Consider the following 23,814-nt stretch of genomic DNA (forward strand, 5'->3'; position numbering starts at 1 on the left):
ACGGATCCTCACTGGTGCTTGTAGTGCTTGATCGACGTGTCCTTGGCCGCCGCGTCGGCGAAGCCCTGGATCTTCTTGATGGTCTCGGCCGGAGTGGCCCGCCCGGCCATCATCTCGCCGAGACCCGCCACACCGATCTGCTCCTTCTGCAACTGCACGTACCAGTCCTGCAGTCGCGGGTTGAGCACGTTGTCGCCGGCCAGCTTCAGCGCCGCCACACCGGAGGTGAGGCCCGGCGTGAGGGTGATCCCGTCGGTGCCGCCGTTGTACGCGGTCAGTGACTTCACCTTGCTGGTGAAGTTCTTCGAGGAGGCCTCGCTGAGCATGATGCGCAACTGCTCCATGCCACCGGCCGCGTTGGCCGCCTTGGCCGGGACGATGAAGGGTTCACCGCCGGACGCCCAGATGGTGCCGAAGGGCATCTTGTCCGAGCTGTCGATTCCGGTCGGCGCGGAGACGGCGAGGTTGAAGTCCTTGGGAATGACGTTGGCGGACTCGTTCTCCACCCAGGAGCCGTTCGGGATGAACAGCGCCTTGCCCTCGGCCCAAGCGGTCTGCGACTGGATGTGGTCGATACCGGGCGTGCCCTTGAGGATGTAGCCCTTCTTGAACAACTCGTAGTAGGCGTCGAAACAGGCCTTCACGGCCGGGTGCTTCCAGGCGTTCGGCTCCAGGTTGTCGATGGCGTCGAGCACCTCACGACCGCCGACCTTGCCGATCATCGGGTAGAGCGAGAACGGGAGGTAGTACGGGTACTTGCCCGCGTAGGTCCAGCCCGCCATGCCCTTCTTCTTGGCCTTGGCGCAGACCGCGAGCATCTGGTCCCAGGTCTCGGGGTACTTCTCGTCGAGCGAGTCCAGGGCCTTCTGCGAGTACCAGACGCCGTACACGGTGTAGGCGTAGTACATGATCCAGACGGGGTCGCCGTCGAACTGGCCCATCTCGACGATGCCCGGCCGCAGGGTGTCGCGGACCTTCTTCGACGGGTCGTCGAACGAGGCGGCGTCGAGCAGCGGTGTCAGGTCGGTCAGCTGCTTCTTGCCGACGAGAACACCCATGTCCATCTGCTCGGCACCGGAGTTGTCGATCAGGTCCGGCGGGGTGCCCTGGTTGAAGCGGGGCTGCAGCGTCGACTGGATCTTCTGCGTGGCGGAGAACTTGACCTTCGCCTTGGGGAAGTCCTTCTCGTAGATCTTGACGGCGTCCTGGGCGTACTCCTTTCCGAAGCCGCCGTCGAAGAGCACGAACTCCATCTGCGCGGTGGCGTTCACCGCGAGCGGGTTCTTGGCGGTCTTCGTGCCCGCCGTGGCCTTCTTGTCCGAGCCGCTGGAACTGCTCGCACAGGCCGAGAGGAAGCTCATGGCCGGAACGGAGATCAGACCGAGTGCGGCCGACCTCTTGATCAGATCGCGTCGGCCGACGCCTTCGGAACCGTTGTTCTGAGCGGAAGCGGAAGTGGATCCCATGCTCAAGTCCTCGCCTTCTCCAGGACTCAGGCGGTGAACCGGATCCTCCCCGGCACCGCGGTCAGGTCGAGCTGGTTCGTGCAGGGGTGGAACGCCGACAGGTATAGTCCACTTCTTGCCAACAGAGCAAGATCGAATGCAGGGTAGGTTGTCGGTCTTTTCCGAAGTGAGACCTCGCGGAAATATGCGGGCCCTGTGCGTTCGATGCCGGAGAAATCCCCGCTATTGCGCTCGAATGCCGCACCCAACACCCTTGACATCCCTGGCCACTTGACTCCCTACTGTTCCTTGCGCGTCGAATTTGACAACGTTGTCCAACGTGCAAGGAGGATGCCCTCGTATGCATCACAGATGGTGGGGTTCGGCGGCCGTGTCGGTGGCCGCCTTCGCTCTGGTCGCGGGCTCGCAGGGGGCGGCCACAGCGCTGCCCGTCAAGGCCCCTGCTCCGGCCCGGGAGTTCGCCTCCTCCTTCGAGGCGGGTGATCCGGCACCGGACTGGCTGAACACCGTGGACACCGCGCCGGACGGCAGCAAGCGGGCCTCCGGTGTCGACGGGGGATACACCAGCGGTATCCCCGGCAATGTGGACGACCATGTCACGGACCTGCGGGCCAGCGGGGAGAACACGGGTGCGGGCGAGGTGAAGGAGAACCTCGTCGACGGCGAGTCCGGCACCAAATGGCTCACCTTCGAGCCCACGGGCTGGGTCGAGTTCGACCTCGACAAGCCGCTCAAGATAGTGACCTACGCGCTGACTTCGGCCAACGACCACGACGAGCGCGACCCGCAGGACTGGACGCTCCAGGGGTCCACGGACGGCAAGGACTGGAAGACCGTCGACACCCGCTCCGGCGAGTCGTTCTCCACCCGGTTCCAGACCAAGTCGTACGACCTCGCCGAGCCGGCCGAGTACCAGCACTTCCGGCTGAACGTGAGCAAGAACAACGGCGGCGACATCCTGCAGATCGCCGACGTCCAGTTCTCGACGGGCGGCTCCACCGCCCCGGTCCCCGAGGACATGCTCTCGCTGGTCGACCACGGCCCGAGCGGCTCGCCCACCGCCAAGGCGGGCGCCGGCTTCACCGGGAAGCGGGCACTGCGCTACGCGGGCCGTCACACGGCCACGGGGCGGGCGTACTCGTACAACAAGGTCTTCGACGTGGACGTGGCGGTCGACAAGGACACCGCGCTCTCGTACAAGATCTTCCCGCAGATGGCCGACGGCGACCTCGACTACGACGCCACGAACGTCTCCGTCGACCTGGTCTTCACGGACGGCACCTATCTCAGCGACCTCGGCGCGAGCGACTCGCACGGCTTCGCGCTGACTCCGCAGGGGCAGGGCGCGGCGAAGATCCTCTACGTCAACCAGTGGAACAACGTCCTCTCGCGGATCGGTTCGGTCGCGGCCGGGAAGACCGTCGACCGGATTCTCATCGCCTACGACTCCCCCAGCGGCCCGGCGAAGTTCCGGGGCTGGCTGGACGATGTGAGCATCAAGTCGGTCGCACCGGAGAAGCCGAAGGCGCATCTGTCCGACTACGCGCTGACCACCCGGGGCACCAACTCCAGTGGCAGCTTCTCGCGCGGCAACAACTTCCCCGCGGCGGCGCTGCCGCACGGCTTCAACTTCTGGACCCCGGTGACGAATTCGTCGTCGCTCAGCTGGCTCTACGACTACGCACGAGCGAACAACGACGACAACCTCCCGACGCTCCAGGCGCTCAGCCTGAGCCATGAGCCCAGCCCCTGGATGGGCGACCGGCAGACCTTCCAGGTGATGCCGTCGGCCGCTTCCGGAACCCCCAACACCGACCCGACGGCACGAGAGTTGGCGTTCAAGCACGAGAACGAGATCGCGCGCCCGTACTACTACGGCGTCACGTTCGAGAACGGTCTCAAGGCCGAGATGGCCCCGACCGACCACGCGGCCTCGCTGCGCTTCACCTACCCCGGCGACGACGCGAGCGTCATCTTCGACAACGTCACCGAGCAGGCGGGCCTGACCCTCGACAAGACCAACGGGACCGTCACCGGCTACTCGGACGTCAAGTCGGGGCTGTCCACAGGCGCGACGCGGCTCTTCGTGTACGGCGTGTTCGACGCGCCGGTGACGGACGGCTCCTCCACCGGCGTCAAGGGCTACCTGAAGTTCAAGCCGGGCGCCGACCACACGGTCACCCTGCGCCTGGCCACCTCGCTGATCAGCGTCGACCAGGCGAAGGACAACCTGAGCCAGGAGATCCCGGACGGCACCTCCTTCGACACCGTCAAGCAGCAGGCCCAGCAGGTGTGGGACAAGCTGCTCGGCAAGGTCGAGGTGGAAGGGGCGACACCCGATCAGCTGACGACGCTCTACTCCAGCATGTACCGGCTGTATCTGTACCCCAACTCCGGCTTCGAGAAGGTCGGTTCGACGTACCAGTACGCGTCGCCGTTCTCCCCGATGACGAGCCAGGACACCCCGACGCACACCGGCGCCAAGATCGTCGACGGCAAGGTGTACGTCAACAACGGCTTCTGGGACACCTATCGGACGACCTGGCCGGCGTACTCGCTCCTGACGCCCGGTCAGGCGGGTGAGATGGTCGACGGGTTCGTGCAGCAGTACAAGGACGGCGGCTGGACCTCGCGCTGGTCCTCACCCGGCTACGCGGACCTGATGACCGGCACCTCCTCCGACGTCGCGTTCGCGGACGCGTACGTCAAGGGCGTGAAGTTCGACGCCAAGTCGGCCTACGACGCGGCCGTCAAGAACGCCACCGTCGTCCCGCCCTCCTCCGGTGTGGGCCGCAAGGGCATGACCACCTCGCCCTTCCTCGGCTACACGAGCACCGACACGAGCGAGGGCTTCTCCTGGGCGATGGAGGGCTACGTCAACGACTACGGCATCGCCGAGATGGGCCAGGCCCTCTACAAGAAGACCGGTGAGAAGCACTACAAGGAGGAGTCCGAGTACTTCCTCAACCGGGCCCAGGACTACGTGAACCTGTTCGACAAGCAGGTCGGCTTCTTCCAGGGCAAGAACGCGCAGGGCGACTGGCGCCTGGACGCGTCGAAGTACGACCCGCGCGTGTGGGGCTACGACTACACGGAGACCGACGGCTGGGGCTACGCCTTCACCGCCCCGCAGGACAGCCGCGGCCTGGCCAACCTCTACGGCGGCCAGAAGGCCCTCGGGGACAAGCTCGACCAGTACTTCTCCACCCCGGAGACGGCGTCCTCCGACTTCGTCGGCTCCTACGGCGGAGTCATCCACGAGATGACGGAGGCGCGGGACGTACGGATGGGCCAGTACGGGCACTCCAACCAGGTCGCCCACCACGTCACTTACATGTACGACGCGGCCGGCGAGCCCTGGAAGGCGCAGAAGGACGTGCGCGAGGTGATGTCGCGCCTCTACACCGGCAGCGAGATCGGGCAGGGCTACCACGGCGACGAGGACAACGGCGAGCAGTCGGCCTGGTACCTCTTCTCCGCGCTCGGCTTCTACCCGCTGGTGATGGGCAGCGGCGAATACGCCATCGGCTCCCCGCTGTTCACCAAGGCGACCGTCCACCTGGAGAACGGCAAGGACCTCGTCGTCAAGGCACCGAAGAACAGCACGAAGAACGTCTACGTGCAGGGTCTGAAGGTCAACGGGCAGACCTGGACGAAGACTTCACTCCCTCACTCGCTGCTGGAGAAGGGCGGAGTGCTGGACTTCTCCATGGGCTCCAAGCCCTCGTCGTGGGGCAGCGGCAAGAACGCGGCGCCGGTGTCGATCACCAAGAACGACCAGGTGCCGACGCCTCGCAGTGACCAACTCGCCGGTGACGGAGCCCTGTTCGACAACACGTCGGCCACGGACGCGACGGTGACCTCGGTGGACCTGCCGGTCTCGAAGGCCACCAAGGGCATCCAGTACACGCTGACGTCGTCTAAGGACCACACGCAGGCGCCGACCGGCTGGACCCTGCAGGGCTCGACCGACGGCACCACGTGGAAGACGCTCGACAAACGCTCCGGCGAATCCTTCACCTGGGACAAGCAGACGCGCGTCTTCTCGGTCAAGTCACCTGGCTCGTACGCGCATTACCGCCTGGTCCTGGACAGCTCCTCGACGCTCGCGGAGGTGGAACTGCTGGCCTGAGGCACGGTCACGGCACGGGGAGGCGGGGCAGCAACCGTCGCAACGCCTCCGCGTGCTGGTGAACCCGTTTGAGCACGCCTCTTCTGGTCGACGCGAAGACGGGGACGTCCTGGGCCGGGCCGCACGCGGCGGCCTTGTACAGGTCGTCGAGCCAAGCCCCGCTCCCCCTGGTGCCGTCCGGCGCCAGGGGGATCAGTCGTGTCAGGACCTCGGACTCCGCACCGCCCAGGAACCAGACCCGCACCATCAGATCCGCGCGCAGATAGCGCAGGCCGCCGTCTATGTCCTCCGGCGGCGAGAAGCCCTCGTCCCCGACCAGGAACGCGAAGGCCGTTCGCGCTTCGGCCCGGAACTCCTCGGGCAGCTGCGGCCGTTTCACCATCTGCGGATGCTCGCACGCGACGATGCGCCCCCGCCACCGGAACGGGCGAGGGCGCACATAGTGGACGTCAGTTCACCGCAAGGGTGAACACATGGAGATCCGTGTCGTCCGGAAGTGTCACGCTCTTGATGGTCTTGCCCGTCGGCGCCGCGAACGGCTTGGTGGCGAACACATAGGTGGCTACCGGGTCCTTGTCCGCACCCGCGACATTGCGGTACGCGGTCCTGGCGACGACCTCGTTGCCGTACTGCACGGTGCCGCCGCCCCCGCCGACCGTCCAGTCCGTGAAGGACAGGTCGATCGCGTCGGTGCTGCCGTCGGTGTAGGTGACGGTCGCCTTCGTCTGCTGGTTGCCGTTGACGGCGCTGCCGATAAAGGACAAGGTGCTTGCGGGCTGCGGGAGTTGGACGGTCTGACCGGCCGCCGAGACGTTGTCGGGGCGCCCGTTCGGCGAGTTGGGCCAGGTGAAGCCGAGCCCGTCCACCGTGCCCGTGCCGCCCGGGGTGAGCCCGGCGGCGGCGAGGGCCTGCAGCGAGTAACTCCAGCCGCCTCCGTCGTAGTCCGCCTCGTCGTGCTCGCCGGTGTCGTCGGAGACGCCGGTGTTGTTGTAGGCGGCGAGAAGGGTGCCGGGCGCGGCCACAGTGAGCGAAACCGGCTGCTCGTACGACGTGTCGCCCGAGGTGACGGTGACCTTCACGTCGTAGAAGCCCTGCTGGACGTCATTGGCGGCGGTCAGGGTGATGTCCTGGGAGCCGTCGACGACCGTTCCCTGCGCGGGAGTTGCCGTGACACCGGAGGGCGTTTCGACGCTGTAGCGGACCTCGGGGCCGGTGCCGCCGCTCAAGGACAGGGCCTTGATGTTCACCTTGGTGCTGTCGCCGGGGGCGAGGGTCGCGGCGGTCGGGCCGACGCCGATCTGGTACGGCTGTTCGCCGGTGCGGAAGGACGGCGGGGCGTCGGCCGGGTCGCTGCCCCAGGTGCGGTTCGGGGTGGTGGCGAGGGTGTAGTCGAGGGTGCCGCCGTTCTTGACGATCGAGGACGAGAGCCAAGGCTGTTGCGTGCTACGGCCGTTGACCTTCAGCGACTGGATGTACGGAGCGTCGGTCGCGGCGCCCTTCGCGCGGATGGAGATGTCGTTGCCGTGCGGGCGCTTGATCTCGATGCGCTCGAACAGCGGGGAGGCGAGGGTGAGTTCGGCGCGGGAGGGGACCTGGGGGTACATGCCGAGGGCGGAGAAGACGTACCAGGACGACATCTCGCCGAGGTCGTCGTTGCCGGGGATACCGGCCGGGTCGGTCGACCAGAGCTGCTTCATGGCCGCCCTGACCGTCTCCTGGGTCTTGTAGGGCGCGCCCGCGTAGTCGTAGAGGTAGGGGACGTTGACGGACGGCTCGTTGTCCAGCTCCGACTTGTCGCCGCCGCTGCCCGTGAAGGCCCAACTCCCGTCCGCCTCATGGAAGAAGGAGTCGAGGCGGGCAAGCGCCTTGTCCGTGCCGCCCATCGCCGCGAACAGCCCGGCGGGGTTGTGCTGGACCATCCACGTGTACTGGGCGGCCGTGCCCTCCACGAAGCCGTTGCCGGTGCCCGGGGTGAAGCCGGTGACCCAACTGCCGTCCGCCTTGCGGTTGGCGATGTAGCCGCCGGTGGGGTCGGCGGCGATGTTGAAGTTGTTCTGCCACCACTGGGCGCGCTTGGCGAAGTCGGCCGCCGTGCTCTTCTTCCCTGCCGCCGTGGCGAGTTGGGAGAGCGCGAAGTCCGCCGTGGACATCTCCAGCGTCTCGGCGGCGCCGCCCCAGGCGTTGGAGACGGACGGCATGTAGTGCAGGTTCAAGTACTTGTCGAGGGACGGGCGTTGGCCCACCGAGAGCACCGGCTTGCCCGAGGAGGACAGGTCCTGGGCGGTCGGTACGGTCGCCGCCTGGACGAGGGAAGCGAGTGCCCCCTTCAGGTCGAAGTCCGTGCCGCCGAAGGCGCGGATGCCGGCCAGGGCGGTGGGTGAGGGGTCGCCGTTCATGACGTGGGTGCCGCTCGCGCCGTGCAGCCAGCGGTCCCAGACTCCCCCGTTCTGCTGGGCGAGTTCGTAGAGGGACTGCGCGATGTCCGAGCCGGTGCGCGGGCTGAGGAGGGTGAGCAGTTGGACCTGCGACCGGTAGATGTCCCAGCCGGAGAAGGTGCCGTATTGCGCTTGATGACCCCGGCCCACCTTGTGCACCTTGCCGTCGCTGCCCGTGTATCTGCGGTCGGCGTCGCTGATGATGTTCGGGTGCAGGAGGGAGTGGTAGAGCGCGGTGTAGAAAGTGGTGCGCTCGGTGTCGGTACCGCCGCCGACCTTGATCGCGCCGAGCTGGTCGCGCCAGGCGCGGTGTGCTGCGTCCTGGACCGCGTCGAAGGAGCGCTTCGGCGGGTTCTCCGCCGCGAGGTTGGCCTGGGCGCCGGCCTGACTGACGTACGAGATACCGACCTTGACGCCGACCGGGCCGGTGCCGGGCTCGAACTCGACGTAGCCGCCCGCGCCCTTGCCCGCGACGGGACGGCCGCCGGTGGTGAAGCCGCCCGTGCCGCCGGTCGCATTCGTCGAACCCGGGGTCAGCTTGTCGTCCTGCCAGGTGCCGGTGGTCTTGAAGGCGCGGTCGAAGGTGGCGGTGAAGTACAGGGTGTAGTAGGCGCGTTGGCCCTCGGGGTCGAGGTAGCCGCAGAAGTTGCCGGAGGTGACCGAGCCGGAGACCGTGTTGGTCTTCGGGTCGATGGTGACCGACGAATCCGTGGACCCCACCTCGGAGTTGGCGGTCCGGATCAGCAACGAGGCGGGCTTGTCGGCCGGGTAGGTGAAGCGGCCGGAGCCGGTGCGGGCCGTCGCGGTGAGGTCGGCGGTGACGCCGGAGGCGAGGCCGACCTTGTAGTGGCCGGGTTCGGCGGTCTCGTCGGTGTGGCTGAAGTCGGAGGCGTAGACGGCGTCTTTGGTGTCGCTCGCCGGGGAGGAGGTGACCTCACCGGCGTACGGGTAGAACGGGATGTCGCCGCTGCCGCCCGCGCAGCCCGTGCCGGACATGTGGGTGAGGCTGAAGCCGCGGATGCGGGTGGCGTCGTACTGGTAGCCGCCTGGTGCGGCGGTGCTCGTCGCGCTGCCTCTGGTGTTCTCCGGGCTCCAGGAGAGCATGCCGAAGGGCACGACGGCGCCCGGGAAGACATTGCCGCCGTTCTTGGTGCCGATCAGCGGATCGACGTAGGCGCTGGGGTCCTTGACGAGTTGTGGCGGGGCGGTGGTGGCCGCCAGGGCGGGGGTGGCGCCGCCGACCGCGAGTGCGGCGGCGAGCAAAAGGGACATGGGACGGAAACGCATGATGCGGCCCCTCCTCCTTCGGACGGGTCGCGCACCACAGGTCGCACAAGCCGCAGGGACAGTAACGTGCGCCACCCGTACCACGGAAGAGCGCGGGCGCCGGTGAGGGCACGCGGGGCACCCACTCGGACGGCGCTCGCAGGCCAACTCGCTTGACATCGTTGTCTGTTGGGGCGGTAGAGTCATATGCAGACCATTCGACAACGTTGTCGCACCACAGCGTCGCCCCAAGCCACGCACCACCCGGGCAGGTTCAACCCCCATTGCCTGTCCGGCTCGCGGACCCGGTGGCCCCCGACCGCCGGGTCCGCCCCGAGCAACGACTCAACCGACGTCGAGGCCCAACCGACCTGGCGGGGCAGGGTAGTTGCCGGAGTTGGTGACGGCCACCTCGGACAGGTAGCCGCTGGGCCAGGTGCCCGTCGTACGTTCAAGAGAAGTCCGCCGCGGTGATGCCGTCGGGGTGTCCGGGTGGCCACTCCACCAGCTCGATCCGGTAGCCGTCCGGGTCGGTGAGCCACGACGTCTTCGGGCCGTGGGGGCCGCCCGGGTGCTGGGCAGGTCCCGGCTCCAGGCCGGCGTCGGTCAGCCGCTCCAGGGTGGCGGCCAGGGTGTCCACCTGGATCGCGAGGTGGTCGAAACCGCTGCCCACGTCGACGCGTCCGGCCACGGGACGGTGGACCAGTTCGAGCGAGGCCGCCGGTTCGCCGGGGAAGCCGAGGATCACGAGGCGAGCCCCGTCACCGATCTCGACCTTGCCCAACTCGACGTAGCCCAGGGCAGTGTAGAAGGCGAGCGAGCGGTCCAGTTCGGTGACGCGGCAGCTGACGAAGAGCGTCTTCATGCGGCCTCATCGGATCGGCGCACCCGGTAGCGGAGGTGCGTGACGTCTCGGTCCTCCAGCCGCCGGACGAGGTCGAGTTCGATGTGATCACCACCGAGGTGGTCGAAGAGCCGTCGGCCTTCCCCGAGGAGAACCTGCACCAGGTGGATCTCCATCTCGTCCAACTGCCCGGCCCGGAGGAGCGCTTGGGCCGCGCCCGCCCCATGGACCATGACCGGCCGGTCCCCGGCGGCGGCGCGAGCCTGACGGGCGCACTCCTCGACGTCGGTGACGAAACGCGCGTGGCCGGGTGGTACGTCCCCGTCGTCCACCTGGTGAGTGAGGACGAAGATCGGCACACCGTCGTGGTGGTCGCCCTGCCAGCGCCCGGCGAGTTCGAAGGTCCGACGGCCGGAGATCACCGCGCCGGTGGCCAGCGCCTCGCGATAGACCTGTCCGCTGGGACCGTCGGACTCCCGGTCGTCGAGCCAGTTGAAAAGGCGTCCACCGGCGCGTCCGAGCTCCTGGCCCGGTCGATCGTCCGGACCGGCGACACAGCCGTCGAGCGACATCGACATGTACAGCCGAATCGGATTGCTCATACTGACCTCCACCTCTCCTCCGTGGCATGGGGATGCTCCGCTTCCCGCCCCACGAGGGTGGGAGTGTCACAGGGGAAGACTTCGGCCGGCAGCCGAACTCATCGGCCCGACGAGATGCAGATCAGCACCGGGCGACCCAGGAACCCCACAGACTTGACCCAGTTTTGGCCAAGCGCGCTATGCGGTGACTCGCGTTCGGTCATGTTGACTTGCCGTGTCCACGGGGTTGGTTCTTGACGGTTTCTGAGTCAGGTGAGCGTTGCGATGGAGGAACAGCTCATGAGAAGACGGATCCGCGGTGTGCTGGCCGCGTTCGCGGGAGCGCTGCTGCTCACCAGTGGAGTCACCGCGACCGGTGGCCAGTCGGCGAGAGCCGATGACAACGGTGTCGGGCTCAAACCCGTGCTGGGGTGGAGCAGTTGGAGCTTTGTGCGGCGCAATCCGACCGCACAGACCATCGAGGCACAGGCGAAGGCGCTCAAGACCAGCGGCCTGGCGAAAAACGGCTTCGTCTACGCCAACGTCGACGACTTCTGGTACCAGTGCCCCGGCAGCCAGGGACCGGACGTCGACCAGTACGGCCGCTGGGTCACCGACCCCGTCAAGTTCCCGCCCCGCGGCGATGAGAACGGCATCCAGGTCGTCGCCGACTATGTGCACTCCCTGGGACTGAAGTTCGGCCTGTACGTCACCCCCGGCATCTCCCAGCAGGCGGTCGCCAAGAACACCGAGATCAAGGGAACGCCGTACCACGCGCGGGACATCGCCACCACGACGACGGAGAGCAACTACAACTGCGGTGGCATGGTGGGGATTGATTACGCCAAGCCCGGTGCGCAGACCTACATCGACTCGTGGGCCGGTCAGTTCGCCGGCTGGGGCATCGACTATCTGAAGATCGACGGTGTCGGCACGTCCGACCAACAGGACGTCCAGGCCTGGTCGGACGCCCTGCGGCACACCGGGCGGCCGATCCATCTGGAGCTGTCCAACAACCTCGACATCAACAACGCCGCCACCTGGAAGAAACTCTCCAACGGCTGGCGTACCGGCGGCGACATCGAGTGCTACTGCGGTCCGGACAGCAGCAGTTACCCCCTGACGACCTGGGCCTCCATCGCCTCCCGCTTCGACCAGGTCGCGGCCTGGGCACCGTACGGCGGGCCCGGCGGCTACAACGACTACGACTCATTGGAGATCGGGAACGGCGACAACAACGGCCTCACCCCCGACGAGCGCAGGACCCAGATGAGCCTGTGGTCGCTGGCCGCCTCCCCGCTCATTCTCGGCACCGATCTCACGCATCTCGACCCGGCCGACCTCGCGCTGCTGAAGAACACCGACGTCCTCGGGGTCGACCAGGACGGCATCGACGCCAAGCGGATCTCCTCGGACGCGAACGCGCAGGTGTTCGCCAAGACCGAGGCCGACGGGGATGTCGTGGTCGGCCTGTTCAACACTGGTTCCGCTCCTCGGGAGGTCGCCACGACCGCCGCCGCGCTGGGGCTGTCCGGCGCGCGCGACTACGCCCTGCGGGATCTGTGGAGCAAGCGGCTGACCGAGTCCGCGGGCCGGATCGCCGCCAATGTGCCGGCGCACGGTGTGGCCCTGTACCGGGTGCACGGCACCCACGGCGCGGTGGCGGGCGCGGCTCCGGACGTCTCGTTCGGGCTCAACTGGGCGCCCGCGTCGAGCGACAGCACCACGCGTACGGTGACCGCGGTCCTGTCCGACAACGGTTCGCGGTCGATCGCCGATGCCGATCTGACCCTCACCGGGCCGTCCGGAACGAAGATCACCACGCGTGACGTGACCCGGGCCCGGACGGTGCGTGGCGGCCATGCGTTGAAGGCCACCTACTCCGTGTCCATCCCGCCTTCGTCGAAGCTCTTCGCCTCCAACGACTTCCAGGGGACGGCGAGTTACCGCTTCCGGTCGACGGGGATGACCCGGCTGACCGCCGGTGACACGATCACCGTCAACCACCAAGTCACCGCCCCGTACCGGACGTTCGCCTCCACCACGGCGAGTTTCAGCGAGTCCGGCACTCAACTCGGTATCCGGGCGCAGGGTGCGGATCTGTACAACGGCACGAACGAATACGGCTCGATCTATCTGCCGGGCGCGGAGCACGACGGTTCGGTGACGACCGTGAAGCTCAACTCGCAGTCGGACACGGATGTCTGGGCGAAGGCCGGGATCATGGTCCGCAACGACATCACCCAGCCGAACACGTCCCCCGGGTATGTGGCCCTGGTCGCGACCCCGGGCAACGGCTATCTCCTCGACTGGGACAGTGACGGCGACGGAAAGCTCGACTCGCAGGACTCCACCGGTACCGCCGCCTACCCCTCGTGGCTGAAGCTCGTCCGTAACGGCACCTCGTACAGCGGCTACTACTCGACGGACGACGCCACTTGGAACCTGGTCGGCACCATCACCGTCCCGACCGCCGCCGCCACCCAGGACGTCGGCCTCACCCAGACCTCGCACGCCTCGGGCACCACGGGCGAGGCCGACTTCGACGGGTTCACGACCACGCCCTAGCTGTATTGGCCCGCAAGTTCCGTACGGCGCCCGGTGCTCTCCTAGACCGGCGCCGTGCGGGCGCGCATCGGCGTTTCGGCAGGCGGGAGTTGAGCGGCCGCCGGGAGTTCGATGGTGAACTCCGTGCGGCCCGGGACGCTGGTCACGTCGATGCGGCCGCCGTGGGCTCCCGTGATCGCCGTCGCGATGGCCAGGCCGAGGCCGGAGCCGCCCTCCTTGCCGCCGGACCGGGCGCGGGAGGCGTCGGCGCGGGTGAAGCGTTCGAAGACCGTGGGGAGGAGGGCCGGGGGGATGCCGGGGCCGTCGTCGCGTACCCGGATGACGACGGTGTGGGTGGCCGTGGCCTCGACGCTCGCCGTGACCGTCGTGCCAACAGGTGTGTGCATACGCGCGTTGGCCAACAAGTTGGCCAACACCTGGTGCAGGCGGGCCTCGTCGCCGACGACCAGGGCCGGGGCGTCCAGGGACAGCTGGAGCTGCCACTCGTGGCCGGTGCCCGCGGCGCGCGCGTCCCACACCGCCTCGGCGAGCACCGCCGCGAGGTCCACCTCGGCGGACTGCAGCGGCCGTCCCTCGTCGAGCCGGGCGAGCAGCAGCAGGTCCTCCACCAGGCCCGTCATCCGTGCCGACTCGGCGGTGACCCGGCGCCAGGCGAGACCCGGTTCGATGCGGTCGGTGCCGCGGTTCATCAGCTCGGCGTAGCCCGCGATCGAGGCCAACGGGGTGCGGAGTTCGTGGCTGGCGTCGGCGAGGAAGCGGCGCATGCGTTCCTCGCTGCGGCGCATCTGCTCCTCGCTGCGCTGGCGTTCGGCGAGCGAGGACTCGACGTGGTCGATCATGCAGTTGAGCGCGGCGCCGACCTGGCCGGCCTCGCTGCCGGGGTCGGTGTCCCGTTCGGGGACCCGGGTGAGGGCGGTGACCTCGCCGTGGCCGAGCGGTGAGCGGGAGACCTCGACCGCGGTGGCGGCGACCCGGCCGAGCGGCCGTAGCTGCCGTCGTATGACGACCGCGCACAGGCAGCCCGCCACGGTCAGGCCGGCGAGGGCGACGGCCGCCTCGACCAGCACCAACCCGCTGATCATGTTCTGTACGTCGTCCATCGGAAGGCCGGCGAGGACCCGGACCCCGTTGTCGTCGAGCACGGTGATCCGGTAGGTGCCGAGGCCGGGCACGGTGCGGGTGTGCTTCGCGCCGTCGGCCGTGATGCCCTTGAGGGCCGTGCGCTGGGCGGCGGTGAGGTTCTGGGGCGGAGCGTCCTGGCTGACGACGGCCGCGGCGATGATCGTGCCTTTGTCGTCCAGCCGCGCGGCGAGTGTCCCGGCCGCGTGGCCGTTCTCCGTGAGGAACCCGAGGTCGTCGTCGAAGCCCGGACGCAGTTCGGCCCCGCCCAGGCTTCGTTGGGCGGCATTGCCGACCCGGTCGTCCAAGTTGCCCAGCAGATAGGCGCGTTGGACGAGGACGGTGGTGAGGGACATCGCGGCGCACACCACGACCAGGCTGGCGCTGATGAAGAGCAGGAGGCGGGTGCGCAGTGAACGGCCGTGCAGGCGGCCTCGGTTGCGGATACGGAGGTTCATCTGGCGTCCTCCACGGGCCGTATGGCGTATCCCATCCCGCGCACGGTGTGGATCATAGGAGCGCGGCCCCGGTCTATCTTCCGGCGGAGGCTGGAGATGTAGACCTCGACGAGGTTGCCGCCGCCGTCGAAGGAGGTGCTCCACACGTGGTCGAGGATCTGGGCCTTGCTCAGCACCTGGCGGGGATGTTCGAGGAGCAGGGTGAGCAGGTCGAACTCCTTGGCGGTGAGCTGGATCGCCGCACCGGCGCGCCGCACCTCGCGGGTCTCGCCGGACAGCGCGAGATCGCCGAGGACCCGTACGGAGTCGTCGGTCGGGGTCCGTTCGCTGCCGGCCCGGCGCAGCAGTCCGCGCAGCCGCAGCACGACCTCCTCCAGGGAGAAGGGCTTGGTGACGTAGTCGTCGGCGCCCGCCTCCAGGCCGTCGAGGCGGTGCTCGATGGCGTCACGGGCGGTGAGCATGAGGACGGGCAGCTTCGGGTTCTCGTAGCGCAGCCTGCGCAGCACCTGTACGCCGTCCAGGTCGGGCAGCATGCCGTCGAGGACGACGGCGTGCGGGGCGCAGCTGCGGGCGATCCGCAGCGCGCTCTGCCCGTCCGGCGCGGGGTAGGGCCGCCAGCCGGCCTCGGTGACCGCGACGGAGAGCACTTCGGTGAGCGCGGGCTCGTCGTCGACGATGAGCACGCGTACGCGGCTGCTGCGGGACCCCGATGTGCCAGTCATGTCCTGATTCTGTCCCGGCCCGCTGGGGGAACCCTGTGTTCCACCTGAGCACTGGCGATGACCTGCGCGGACGTGCGGCGGACAAACGCGGAGGGCCGCACCCCCGTCACCGGGGATGCGGCCCTCAACTGCCGTACCGGAGCCGCTAGTTGCGGATCAGGTTGCGCAGGACGTACTGGAGGATGCCGCCGTTGCGGTAGTAGTCGGCCTCGCCGGGGGTGTCGATGCGGACGACCGCGTCGAACTCCACGCCGGTGTCGGTGGTGACCTTGACCGTGCTCGGGGTGGTGCCGTCGTTCAGCTCGGTGATGCCGGCCACGGAGAAGGACTCCTCGCCGGTGAGGCCGAGGGACTCGGCGGTCTGGCCCGCCGGGTACTGGAGCGGGATGACGCCCATGCCGATGAGGTTCGAGCGGTGGATGCGCTCGTACGACTCGGCGATGACGGCCTTGACGCCGAGGAGCGCGGTGCCCTTGGCGGCCCAGTCGCGGGACGAGCCGGAGCCGTACTCCTTGCCGGCCAGGATGACCAGCGGGATGCCCTGCTCGATGTAGTTGCGCGAGGCGTCGTAGATGAAGGAGACGGGCGCGTCGGCCTGCGTGAAGTCACGCGTGAAGCCGCCCTCGGTGCCCGGCGCGACCTGGTTGCGCAGGCGGATGTTGGCGAAGGTGCCGCGGATCATGACCTCGTGGTTGCCTCGGCGGGAGCCGTAGGAGTTGAAGTCACGCCGCTCGATGCCGTGCTCGGTGAGGTACTTGCCGGCCGGGGTGTCGGCCTTGATGGCGCCGGCGGGCGAGATGTGGTCCGTCGTCACCGAGTCGCCGAGCTTGGCCAGCACGCGGGCGCCGGCGATGTCCGAGACCGGGGTGGTCTCCATCGTCATGCCCTCGAAGTACGGGGGCTTGCGCACGTAGGTCGACTGGGCGTCCCACTCGAAGGTGTTGCCCTCCGGGATGGGCAGCGCCTGCCACTGGGCGTCGCCCGCGAAGACGTCGGCGTAGGACTTGTTGAACATGTCCTCGCCGATGGAGTTCGCGACGACGTCGTTGACCTCGGCCTCGGTCGGCCAGATGTCTTCCAGGTAGACCGGCTTGCCGTCCTGGTCGACGCCTAGCGCGTCCTTGGTGATGTCCACCTTCATGGAGCCCGCGAGGGCGTACGCGACGACCAGCGGCGGGGACGCCAGGTAGTTCATCTTGACGTCGGGGTTGATCCGGCCCTCGAAGTTGCGGTTGCCGGAGAGCACCGAAGTCACGGCCAGGTCATGGTCGTTGACGGCCTTGGAGACCTCTTCCGGCAGCGGGCCGGAGTTGCCGATGCAGGTGGTGCAGCCGTAGCCGACGAGGTTGAAGCCGACCTTGTCGAGGTAGGGGGTGAGCCCCGCCTTGTCGAAGTAGTCGGTGACGACCTTGGAGCCGGGCGCGAGGGTGGTCTTGACCCAGGGCTTCCGCGTCAGACCCTTCTCCACGGCCTTCTTCGCGACGAGCGCGGCGGCGACCATGACGTACGGGTTCGAGGTGTTGGTGCAGGAGGTGATGGCCGCGACCGTCACCGCGCCGTGGTCCAGCTCGTAGGTCGAGCCGTCGGGGGCCGTGACGGTGACCGGGTTGCTCGGCACACCGTTGCTGGCGGCCGGGGAGTCGGAGGCCGGGAAGGACTCCTTGCCCGCCTCGTCGTCGTCGGCGACGTAGTTGCGTACGTCGCTCTTGAACTGCTCGGAGGCGTTCGCGAGGACGATGCGGTCCTGCGGGCGCTTCGGTCCTGCGATCGACGGGACGACCGTCGAGAGGTCCAGCTCCAGCTTCTCGGAGAAGTCGGGCTCGGCGGCCGGGTCGAGCCAGAGGCCCTGCTCCTTGGCGTACGACTCGACGAGCGCGACCTGCTGGTCGCTGCGGCCGGTCAGACGCAGGTACTTCAGGGTCTCGTCGTCGATCGGGAAGATCGCGGCGGTGGAACCGAACTCCGGCGACATGTTGCCGATGGTGGCGCGGTTCGCGAGGGAGGTGGCGGCGACGCCCTCGCCGTAGAACTCGACGAACTTGCCGACGACGCCGTGCTTGCGCAGCATCTCGGTGATCGTGAGGACCAGGTCGGTGGCGGTGGTGCCCGGGGTCAGCTCGCCCGTGAGCTTGAAGCCGACGACGCGCGGGATGAGCATCGACACCGGCTGGCCGAGCATCGCGGCCTCGGCCTCGATGCCGCCGACGCCCCAGCCCAGCACACCGAGGCCGTTGACCATCGTGGTGTGCGAGTCGGTGCCGACGAGGGTGTCCGGGTACGCCTGGCCGTTGCGGACCATGACCGTGCGGGCCAGGTGCTCGATGTTGACCTGGTGGACGATGCCGGTGCCCGGCGGGACGACCTTGAACTCGTCGAACGCCGTCTGGCCCCAGCGCAGGAACTGGTAGCGCTCCCGGTTGCGGCCGTACTCCAGCTCGACGTTCTGCGCGAACGCCTCGTGGGTGCCGAACTTGTCCGCGATGACGGAGTGGTCGATGACCAGCTCGGCCGGCGCCAGGGGGTTGATCTTCGCCGGGTCGCCGCCCAGCTCCTTCACGGCCTCACGCATGGTCGCGAGGTCCACCACGCAGGGCACGCCGGTGAAGTCCTGCATGATCACACGGGCCGGCGTGAACTGGATCTCCTGCGACGGCTGGGCCTGCGAGTCCCAGGTGCCGAGGGCGCGGATGTGGTCGGCGGTGATGTTCGCGCCGTCCTCGGTGCGGAGCAGATTCTCCAGCAGGACCTTAAGGCTGTAGGGGAGCCGGGCCGAGCCCTCCACCTTGTCCAGGCGGAAGATCTCGTACGACTCGTCGCCCACCTGCAGCGTGCTGCGGGCGTCGAAGCTGTTCGCCGACACGACAGTCTCCTTCATTGATGTGCGCGTTCCCACCGCATCCTGCCGCCACTACGTCTTGGCCGATCCGCTAAGGTAAGGCTAAGTTAGGCAAGCCTTACTACTGGGCTCGGCGGAGTGTGCGGCTGCGGTGCACCTCGGCAGATATCTCGATGTCGAGATAACTCTAGTACATGGGGGCGGGCTGGTCATGCCCGGACCCTGCCACGCGCGAAAACCACTGGAGCCGACGCGCTGTCCATCCGTACCGTCCCGGGGGTGACCTATCTGAGCCCGCTCGGCTATCTGCTGGGACTTGAGGGTGCCGCGCTGCTGCGAGGCTTCAGGGAAGGGAGCGCCGACCGGGCTTTCGTCGAGGCGCGGACGGCCGAGATCCGCAGGCTGCTGGACACCCCGGGCCTTGCCGATGCCGAGGGTGTCACCGCGGAGCCCGGCACGATCAGCACGGCCGACGTCTACCAGGACTGGGCACCGCACTACGACACCCTCGGCAACACGATGATCGACATCGAGCAGCCCATCGTCCAGCGCATCCTGGACGGCCTGCCCGTCGGCGCGGCACTGGACGCCGCCTGCGGCACCGGCCGGCACACCGCCTATCTGCACCGGCTCGGCCATCGCGTGACCGGCTGCGACGCCTCGCCGGACATGCTCGCGCGGGCGCGCGAGCGGCTGCCGGACGTCGACCTCCGCGAGGCCGACCTGCGTCAACTGCCGCTTCCCGACGACGCAGTTGACACCGTCGTCTGCGCGCTCGCGCTGGCCCACGTCCCCGATCTGACGGCCGTGCTGGCCGAGTTCGCGCGCGTGTTGCGTCCCGGCGGGCACCTCGTGATCTCGGACGCGCACGTCATGGTGTCCTACCTCAGACCCACCCTCCCCCGTCGCCCCGGCCCGGACGGCCGCCCGACCCTGCTCACCGAATACCACCGCCCGCTCAGCGCCTACCTCGCAGCCGCCCTCCCCCTCGGATTCCAGGTCCGGCACTGCGAGGAACCCCGCCGCCCGCGCCACTCCCTCGATCCCGGCGCCGCCCCGGACCCGCTGCCCACCCATATGTCCTGGGACCTCCAGCACTGGTGCCCCGAGGCATCCGCCGCCGCCCTGGACGAATCCCCGGTCGTCGTCATCTGGCACTTCCAACTCGAAGACTGCAAGAGCGAAGACAGCAGGAGTGAGGAGGAGTGAGCAGCGATCCGCACACGATGCTCACGATCAAGGAGTCGGGTTCGGGCCCGACTCCTTGATGAGCGGCGGGGCCGGCCCGTGGCTAGCGCAGATGCCGGGTGAAGAACCGGGCCGCGTCATCCCCCGCGAACTGCGGGACGCCGGTGTGTCCGCCGAGGTTGGCGTGCAGGGACTTCTCCTTGGAGCCGAGAGCGTCGAACAGGTTCAGGGCCGCCTGCCGGTCGTTCCCCTCGTCGTCCCACTGCAGCAGGACATGCAGCGGAATGGTGACCTGCCGGGCCTCCTCGAACATGGCGCGAGGCACGAGACTCCCGGCGAACAGAACGGCCGCCGAGATGCGCGGCTCGACCACCGCCAGCCGGATGCCGATGGAGATCACTCCCCCCGAGTACCCGACCGGGCCGCCGATCTCGGGCAGCGAGAGGAGGGCGTCCAGGGCGGCCTGCCATTCCGGGACGGCCTTGTCGACCAGCGGGAGGACGAGGGCGTCGACGATGTCGTCGCCGACCGGCTCGCCGGCCTCCATCGCCCGGCGCAGGTCGGCGCGGGCCTGCTCGACGGCGGGCCAACGGGGCCGGTCGCCGCTTCCGGGGAGTTCGATGGTCGCCGTGGCGAAGCCGTCCGCCGCGGCGTGCCGGGCCCTGGCCACCAGTCGGGGGTACATCCTGCGCAGCCCGAGGTTCGGGTGGCCGAGCAGGATCAGCGGTGCCGGTGCGGCTGCGGCTGCGGAGCCGGGCGTCCACAGGATGCCGGGGATCTCGCCGAGGGTGAATTCACGTTCGAGGACGCCGTCGTCGAGGCGCTGCTCAGAAGTGTCCAGGCGTTGCTCTGAAGTGAAGTGCATGGTCGTGCCTTTCGGGAGGGCTCAGAAACGGCGCTCCCGGACGACGACCTATCGCCCGACCGTGACCCCGGAGGAGAGCACCCATGTCGATTCGTTCACGGGTACCACCTCCTCTTTCTCTCGCACGGCCTCCGGAAAAGTAGCAGCGGCCCCCGCGGTTCGCCAACGGGTTTTCGCGGAGGCCCGTCCTGCCGCCATACCCGCGCGTCTTCGGGGTACCCGGTGCGGGACGAAAGGAGGCGGGTATGCCGCTCACGTTCCGCAAGAGCTTCCGGATCCTGCCTTGGCTCCGGCTGAACATCAGCAAGGGGTCCATGTCGTTCACCACAGGCGGCAAGCGCGGCCCGCACTACACGCGCAGCACATCAGGACGTCGTACGACATCGATGAATTTGCCCGGACCTTTCGGGTGGCGCAAGACTCGCACCAAGAAGGACGACTGACCGGGCGTCACCCGAATGGACCCCCCAAGAGGCGCCATCTCATATCTGAGATAACCTCGGCCTCATGGCAGACGACTACCTCGTACGTATCGGCAAGCTCATCCGTGACGCCCGGCAGCATCGGGGCTGGACACAGACGCAGCTTGCCGAGGCGCTCGGCACCAGTCAGAGCGCCGTCAATCGCATCGAGCGCGGCAACCAAAACATCAGCCTTGAGATGATCGCTCGAATCGGTGAAGCCCTGGACAGCGAGATCGTCTCTCTGGGCTACGCCGGTCCGATGCATCTGCGGGTGGTCGGCGGTCGTCGACTGTCCGGCGCGATCGATGTGAAGACCAGCAAGAACGCGTGTGTGGCGCTGCTGTGCGCCTCGCTCCTCAACAAGGGGCGCACGGTGCTGCGCCGGGTCGCGCGGATCGAGGAGGTGTACCGCCTTCTGGAGGTACTCGGCTCGATCGGCGTCCGCACCCGCTGGATCAACGACGGCGTCGACCTGGAGATCGTGCCGCCGGCCGAGCTGGAGATGGCGTCGATCGACGCGGAGGCGGCCCGCCGTACGCGCTCGATCATCATGTTCCTCGGCCCACTGCTGCACCGCATGGACAGCTTCAAGCTGCCGTACGCGGGCGGCTGCGACCTCGGCACGCGCACCATCGAGCCGCACATGATCGCGCTGCGGCGGTTCGGCCTGGACATCGCCGCGACCGAGGGGCTCTACCACGCGCAGGTCGACCGGTCCGTCTCCCCCGACCGGCCGATCGTGCTGACCGAGCGCGGCGACACCGTCACCGAGAACGCGCTGCTGGCCGCCGCCCGCCACGACGGCGCCACGGTCATCCGCAACGCGTCCTCCAACTACATGGTCCAGGACCTCTGTTTCTTCCTGGAGGCGCTCGGCGTACGGGTCGAGGGCATCGGCACCACCACGCTCACCGTGCATGGCGTGCCGACCATCGACGTCGACGTGGACTACTCCCCCTCCGAGGACCCGGTCGAGGCGATGAGCCTGCTGGCCGCCGCCGTCGTCACCGAGTCGGAGCTGACGGTCCGCCGGGTGCCCATCGAGTTCCTGGAGATCGAGCTGGCGGTCCTGGAGGAGATGGGCCTCGACCACGACCGCACGCCCGAGTACGTCGCGGACAACGGGCGTACGCGCCTGGTGGACCTCACGGTCCGGCCCTCCAAGCTGGAGGCGCCGATCGACAAGATCCACCCGATGCCGTTCCCCGGCCTGAACATCGACAACGTGCCGTTCTTCGCGGCCATCGCGGCGGTCGCGCAGGGCCAGACCCTCATCCACGACTGGGTCTACGACAACCGCGCGATCTACCTCACCGACCTCAACCGCCTCGGCGGCCGTCTCCAACTCCTCGACCCGCACCGGGTGTTGGTCGAGGGCCCGACCCGCTGGCGGGCCGCCGAGATGATGTGCCCGCCGGCGCTGCGGCCCGCCGTGGTCGTGCTGCTCGCGATGATGGCGGCGGAGGGCACGTCGGTGCTGCGGAACGTGTATGTCATCAACCGCGGTTACGAGGATCTGGCGGAGCGGCTCAACTCGATCGGGGCGCAGATCGAGATCTTCCGCGACATCTAGCACCTGGCTTGAGCGTCTGGGTGTCCATGGTGCCGCCGTGCCTCTACGGGTGCGGCGGCACCGCCGTGTTCAGCGGGTGCTCCACTTCTGGTTGTCCTGGCCGTTGCAGTCCCAGAGTTGGAGCCGGGTGCCGTTGGCGGTTCCCTGGTCCTTGACGTCCACGCACTTGTTGGCCTGCGGATTGACCAGGTCGTTGCTGGAGTTGAGGCGGAACTGCTGGGCCGGGTTGCCGCTGCACACGGCGATCTGGATCACCGCGCCGTTCGCCGACGAGCCCCAGGCGACGTCCATGCACAGGCCCATGGAGCGGATCGTGCCGTCCGAGCGGAAGTCCCACTTCTGCCAGTTCTTGCCGGTGCAGCTGTTGATCTGCAGCGGTGAACCGTCGGCGCCCTTGTGGCCCACCATCTCGATGCACTTGTTGGAGGCGTGGCTGTAGATGGTGGTGCCGGGGGCGGTGGTCACCGTGGCGGTGGCCGTGACCTTGGTGGTGGACTTCTTCTTCGAACTCCCGCCGGAGGACGCCTTCTTGGGGGCGTCGGCCGTGCTGCCCGCGATCACTCCGGCACCGGCACCGCCGGCAGCCGCGGCGCCCGCGCCGTTCTTCACCGTGTTCTTCTTGCCGCCGCCCTTAGTAGGCGAGGCGGTCGGCGAGGCCGGGTCCGGGCTGGCCGAACCGTAGGCGCCCGCGCCGATGTTCGTCGTCGCCCCGTTCAACACGGTGCCCGCGTCGGCCACTTGGTCCGACGGCTTCGAGTCCGAGCTCGACCTGCCGAGCATGCCGGAGACCAGGAACGGCACGCCGATCAGCAGCGCGCCGGCTATCGCGGCTCCGGCGAGGAGGCCTCGGGAGGGGCGGCCGAAGGCGGGGGCCGCGGTGGCGGTGTCCTCGCCGGTGTCCGAGCCGGATCCGCTTGTGGCTTCGGTTGCCGCGGATGCGGCCAGGGCGTCGGGGCCCTGGTCGGGGTCGGCGTGGGTGTCGGGTGCGGCTTCGGGCGTCGCGCCTTCGTCGGTGCCCACGGCGGCTTCCGCGGTGGGGAGTTGGGCCGCGGCGGCGGGCTGCGAGGGAGGCGTCAGCGCCGCTTCCGCCTTCGCCGCGGTCTCCGGGGCGCCGGTGCGGGCGGCCGTCGACTCGCCACTGGTCGGCGGGAGTGCCGCCGCTTCGGTCTCGGGGGCGCCGCCCGCGGTGGTGTCCGGGGCCGGGGCGGGCTCCGTCCCGCCCGTCGCTGCCTGGTGCTGCGGGCTGTTCTTGCCGGACATGCTGGTCCTTCCAGAAAGGTGATCGGGTGACGACCGG

At 68.5% G+C, this 23,814-nt stretch carries 15 protein-coding genes; 5 read left to right on the plus strand and 10 right to left on the minus strand.

Annotated elements, in window-relative coordinates; genetic code table 11:
* Positions 1-8: 8 nt before the first annotated feature.
* A complete protein-coding gene (gene ngcE, locus AB0I69_RS11895) occupies positions 9-1,466 on the minus strand; it encodes an N-acetylglucosamine/diacetylchitobiose ABC transporter substrate-binding protein (protein WP_363095453.1) in 1,458 nt (485 codons plus the stop codon).
* A 340-nt stretch (positions 1,467-1,806) separates the two neighbouring features.
* Between ngcE and AB0I69_RS11900 the strand changes: the two genes are divergently transcribed.
* Positions 1,807-5,598 (plus strand): GH92 family glycosyl hydrolase, encoded by a 3,792-nt coding sequence (locus AB0I69_RS11900; protein ID WP_363095454.1) that lies wholly within the window; start codon positions 1,807-1,809, stop codon positions 5,596-5,598.
* 7 nt (positions 5,599-5,605) lie between these two features.
* Here AB0I69_RS11900 and AB0I69_RS11905 read toward each other — a convergent pair whose 3' ends face one another.
* The 4 genes from AB0I69_RS11905 to AB0I69_RS11920 form a co-directional block, all read right to left on the minus strand.
* On the minus strand, positions 5,606-5,980 hold the full coding sequence (locus AB0I69_RS11905; RefSeq protein ID WP_363095455.1) for a hypothetical protein: 375 nt from the start codon (positions 5,978-5,980) through the stop codon (positions 5,606-5,608).
* Positions 5,981-6,047: 67 nt separating this feature from the next.
* Positions 6,048-9,320, minus strand: a complete 3,273-nt coding sequence (locus AB0I69_RS11910; RefSeq protein ID WP_363095456.1) for a GH92 family glycosyl hydrolase — start codon at positions 9,318-9,320, stop codon at positions 6,048-6,050.
* Between the two features lie 430 nt (positions 9,321-9,750).
* The gene (locus AB0I69_RS11915; RefSeq protein WP_363095457.1) at positions 9,751-10,164 is read right to left on the minus strand and encodes a VOC family protein; all 414 of its coding nucleotides are present in this window, start codon (positions 10,162-10,164) and stop codon (positions 9,751-9,753) included.
* The gene (locus AB0I69_RS11920; RefSeq protein ID WP_363095458.1) at positions 10,161-10,745 is read right to left on the minus strand and encodes a dihydrofolate reductase family protein; all 585 of its coding nucleotides are present in this window, start codon (positions 10,743-10,745) and stop codon (positions 10,161-10,163) included. The genes AB0I69_RS11915 and AB0I69_RS11920 overlap by 4 nt, the downstream gene beginning before the upstream one ends.
* A gap of 279 nt (positions 10,746-11,024) precedes the next feature.
* Here AB0I69_RS11920 and AB0I69_RS11925 point away from each other — a divergent pair, with 279 nt between their 5' ends.
* Positions 11,025-13,292, plus strand: coding sequence for an NEW3 domain-containing protein (locus AB0I69_RS11925; RefSeq protein ID WP_363095459.1), 2,268 nt, complete (start codon positions 11,025-11,027; stop codon positions 13,290-13,292).
* A 41-nt stretch (positions 13,293-13,333) separates the two neighbouring features.
* Here the strand turns inward: AB0I69_RS11925 and AB0I69_RS11930 are convergent, their stop codons facing one another.
* The 3 genes from AB0I69_RS11930 to acnA form a co-directional block, all read right to left on the minus strand.
* A complete protein-coding gene (locus tag AB0I69_RS11930; RefSeq protein ID WP_363095460.1) occupies positions 13,334-14,869 on the minus strand; it encodes an ATP-binding protein in 1,536 nt (511 codons plus the stop codon).
* Positions 14,866-15,591, minus strand: a complete 726-nt coding sequence (locus AB0I69_RS11935; protein ID WP_363095461.1) for a response regulator transcription factor — start codon at positions 15,589-15,591, stop codon at positions 14,866-14,868. The genes AB0I69_RS11930 and AB0I69_RS11935 overlap by 4 nt, the downstream gene beginning before the upstream one ends.
* A gap of 145 nt (positions 15,592-15,736) precedes the next feature.
* Positions 15,737-18,451: an aconitate hydratase AcnA gene (gene acnA, locus AB0I69_RS11940; RefSeq protein ID WP_363095462.1), complete on the minus strand. Its 2,715-nt coding sequence runs from the start codon at positions 18,449-18,451 to the stop codon at positions 15,737-15,739.
* Between the two features lie 255 nt (positions 18,452-18,706).
* Here acnA and AB0I69_RS11945 point away from each other — a divergent pair, with 255 nt between their 5' ends.
* On the plus strand, positions 18,707-19,636 hold the full coding sequence (locus AB0I69_RS11945; RefSeq protein WP_363095463.1) for a class I SAM-dependent methyltransferase: 930 nt from the start codon (positions 18,707-18,709) through the stop codon (positions 19,634-19,636).
* 82 nt (positions 19,637-19,718) lie between these two features.
* Here the strand turns inward: AB0I69_RS11945 and AB0I69_RS11950 are convergent, their stop codons facing one another.
* Positions 19,719-20,480 carry an alpha/beta hydrolase gene (locus tag AB0I69_RS11950; protein ID WP_363095464.1) on the minus strand — a complete coding sequence of 254 codons (762 nt, stop codon included), beginning with the start codon at positions 20,478-20,480 and terminating at the stop codon, positions 19,719-19,721.
* 245 nt (positions 20,481-20,725) lie between these two features.
* On the opposite strand from AB0I69_RS11950, the gene AB0I69_RS11955 reads away from it, so the two are divergent.
* Together AB0I69_RS11955 and AB0I69_RS11960 are read left to right on the plus strand one after the other, a co-directional pair.
* Entirely contained in the window at positions 20,726-20,923 is a 198-nt protein-coding gene (locus AB0I69_RS11955; protein ID WP_363095465.1) for a DUF4236 domain-containing protein, read from the plus strand.
* Between the two features lie 64 nt (positions 20,924-20,987).
* On the plus strand, positions 20,988-22,517 hold the full coding sequence (locus tag AB0I69_RS11960) for a UDP-N-acetylglucosamine 1-carboxyvinyltransferase (RefSeq protein WP_363095466.1): 1,530 nt from the start codon (positions 20,988-20,990) through the stop codon (positions 22,515-22,517).
* Positions 22,518-22,586: 69 nt separating this feature from the next.
* On the opposite strand, the gene AB0I69_RS11965 is transcribed toward AB0I69_RS11960, so the two are convergent.
* Positions 22,587-23,777 (minus strand): ricin-type beta-trefoil lectin domain protein, encoded by a 1,191-nt coding sequence (locus tag AB0I69_RS11965; protein ID WP_363095467.1) that lies wholly within the window; start codon positions 23,775-23,777, stop codon positions 22,587-22,589.
* Positions 23,778-23,814: the final 37 nt, after the last annotated feature.

It is taken from the genome of Streptomyces sp. NPDC050508 (assembly GCF_040655155.1).
Taxonomy (GTDB): Bacteria; Actinomycetota; Actinomycetes; order Streptomycetales; family Streptomycetaceae; genus Streptomyces.

What these genes read in the sequence shown, in the direction of transcription:
- AB0I69_RS11935 (WP_363095461.1), bottom strand. Translation starts at nt 15,591, where the DNA reads ATGACTGGCACATCGGGGTCCCGCAGCAGCCGCGTACGCGTGCTCATC.
- AB0I69_RS11900 (WP_363095454.1), top strand. Translation starts at nt 1,807, where the DNA reads ATGCATCACAGATGGTGGGGTTCGGCGGCCGTGTCGGTGGCCGCCTTC.
- AB0I69_RS11910 (WP_363095456.1), bottom strand. Translation starts at nt 9,320, where the DNA reads ATGCGTTTCCGTCCCATGTCCCTTTTGCTCGCCGCCGCACTCGCGGTC.
- AB0I69_RS11920 (WP_363095458.1), bottom strand. Translation starts at nt 10,745, where the DNA reads ATGAGCAATCCGATTCGGCTGTACATGTCGATGTCGCTCGACGGCTGT.
- ngcE (WP_363095453.1), bottom strand. Translation starts at nt 1,466, where the DNA reads ATGGGATCCACTTCCGCTTCCGCTCAGAACAACGGTTCCGAAGGCGTC.
- AB0I69_RS11960 (WP_363095466.1), top strand. Translation starts at nt 20,988, where the DNA reads ATGGCAGACGACTACCTCGTACGTATCGGCAAGCTCATCCGTGACGCC.
- AB0I69_RS11950 (WP_363095464.1), bottom strand. Translation starts at nt 20,480, where the DNA reads ATGCACTTCACTTCAGAGCAACGCCTGGACACTTCTGAGCAGCGCCTC.
- AB0I69_RS11965 (WP_363095467.1), bottom strand. Translation starts at nt 23,777, where the DNA reads ATGTCCGGCAAGAACAGCCCGCAGCACCAGGCAGCGACGGGCGGGACG.
- AB0I69_RS11905 (WP_363095455.1), bottom strand. Translation starts at nt 5,980, where the DNA reads ATGGTGAAACGGCCGCAGCTGCCCGAGGAGTTCCGGGCCGAAGCGCGA.
- AB0I69_RS11915 (WP_363095457.1), bottom strand. Translation starts at nt 10,164, where the DNA reads ATGAAGACGCTCTTCGTCAGCTGCCGCGTCACCGAACTGGACCGCTCG.
- AB0I69_RS11925 (WP_363095459.1), top strand. Translation starts at nt 11,025, where the DNA reads ATGAGAAGACGGATCCGCGGTGTGCTGGCCGCGTTCGCGGGAGCGCTG.
- AB0I69_RS11955 (WP_363095465.1), top strand. Translation starts at nt 20,726, where the DNA reads ATGCCGCTCACGTTCCGCAAGAGCTTCCGGATCCTGCCTTGGCTCCGG.
- AB0I69_RS11930 (WP_363095460.1), bottom strand. Translation starts at nt 14,869, where the DNA reads ATGAACCTCCGTATCCGCAACCGAGGCCGCCTGCACGGCCGTTCACTG.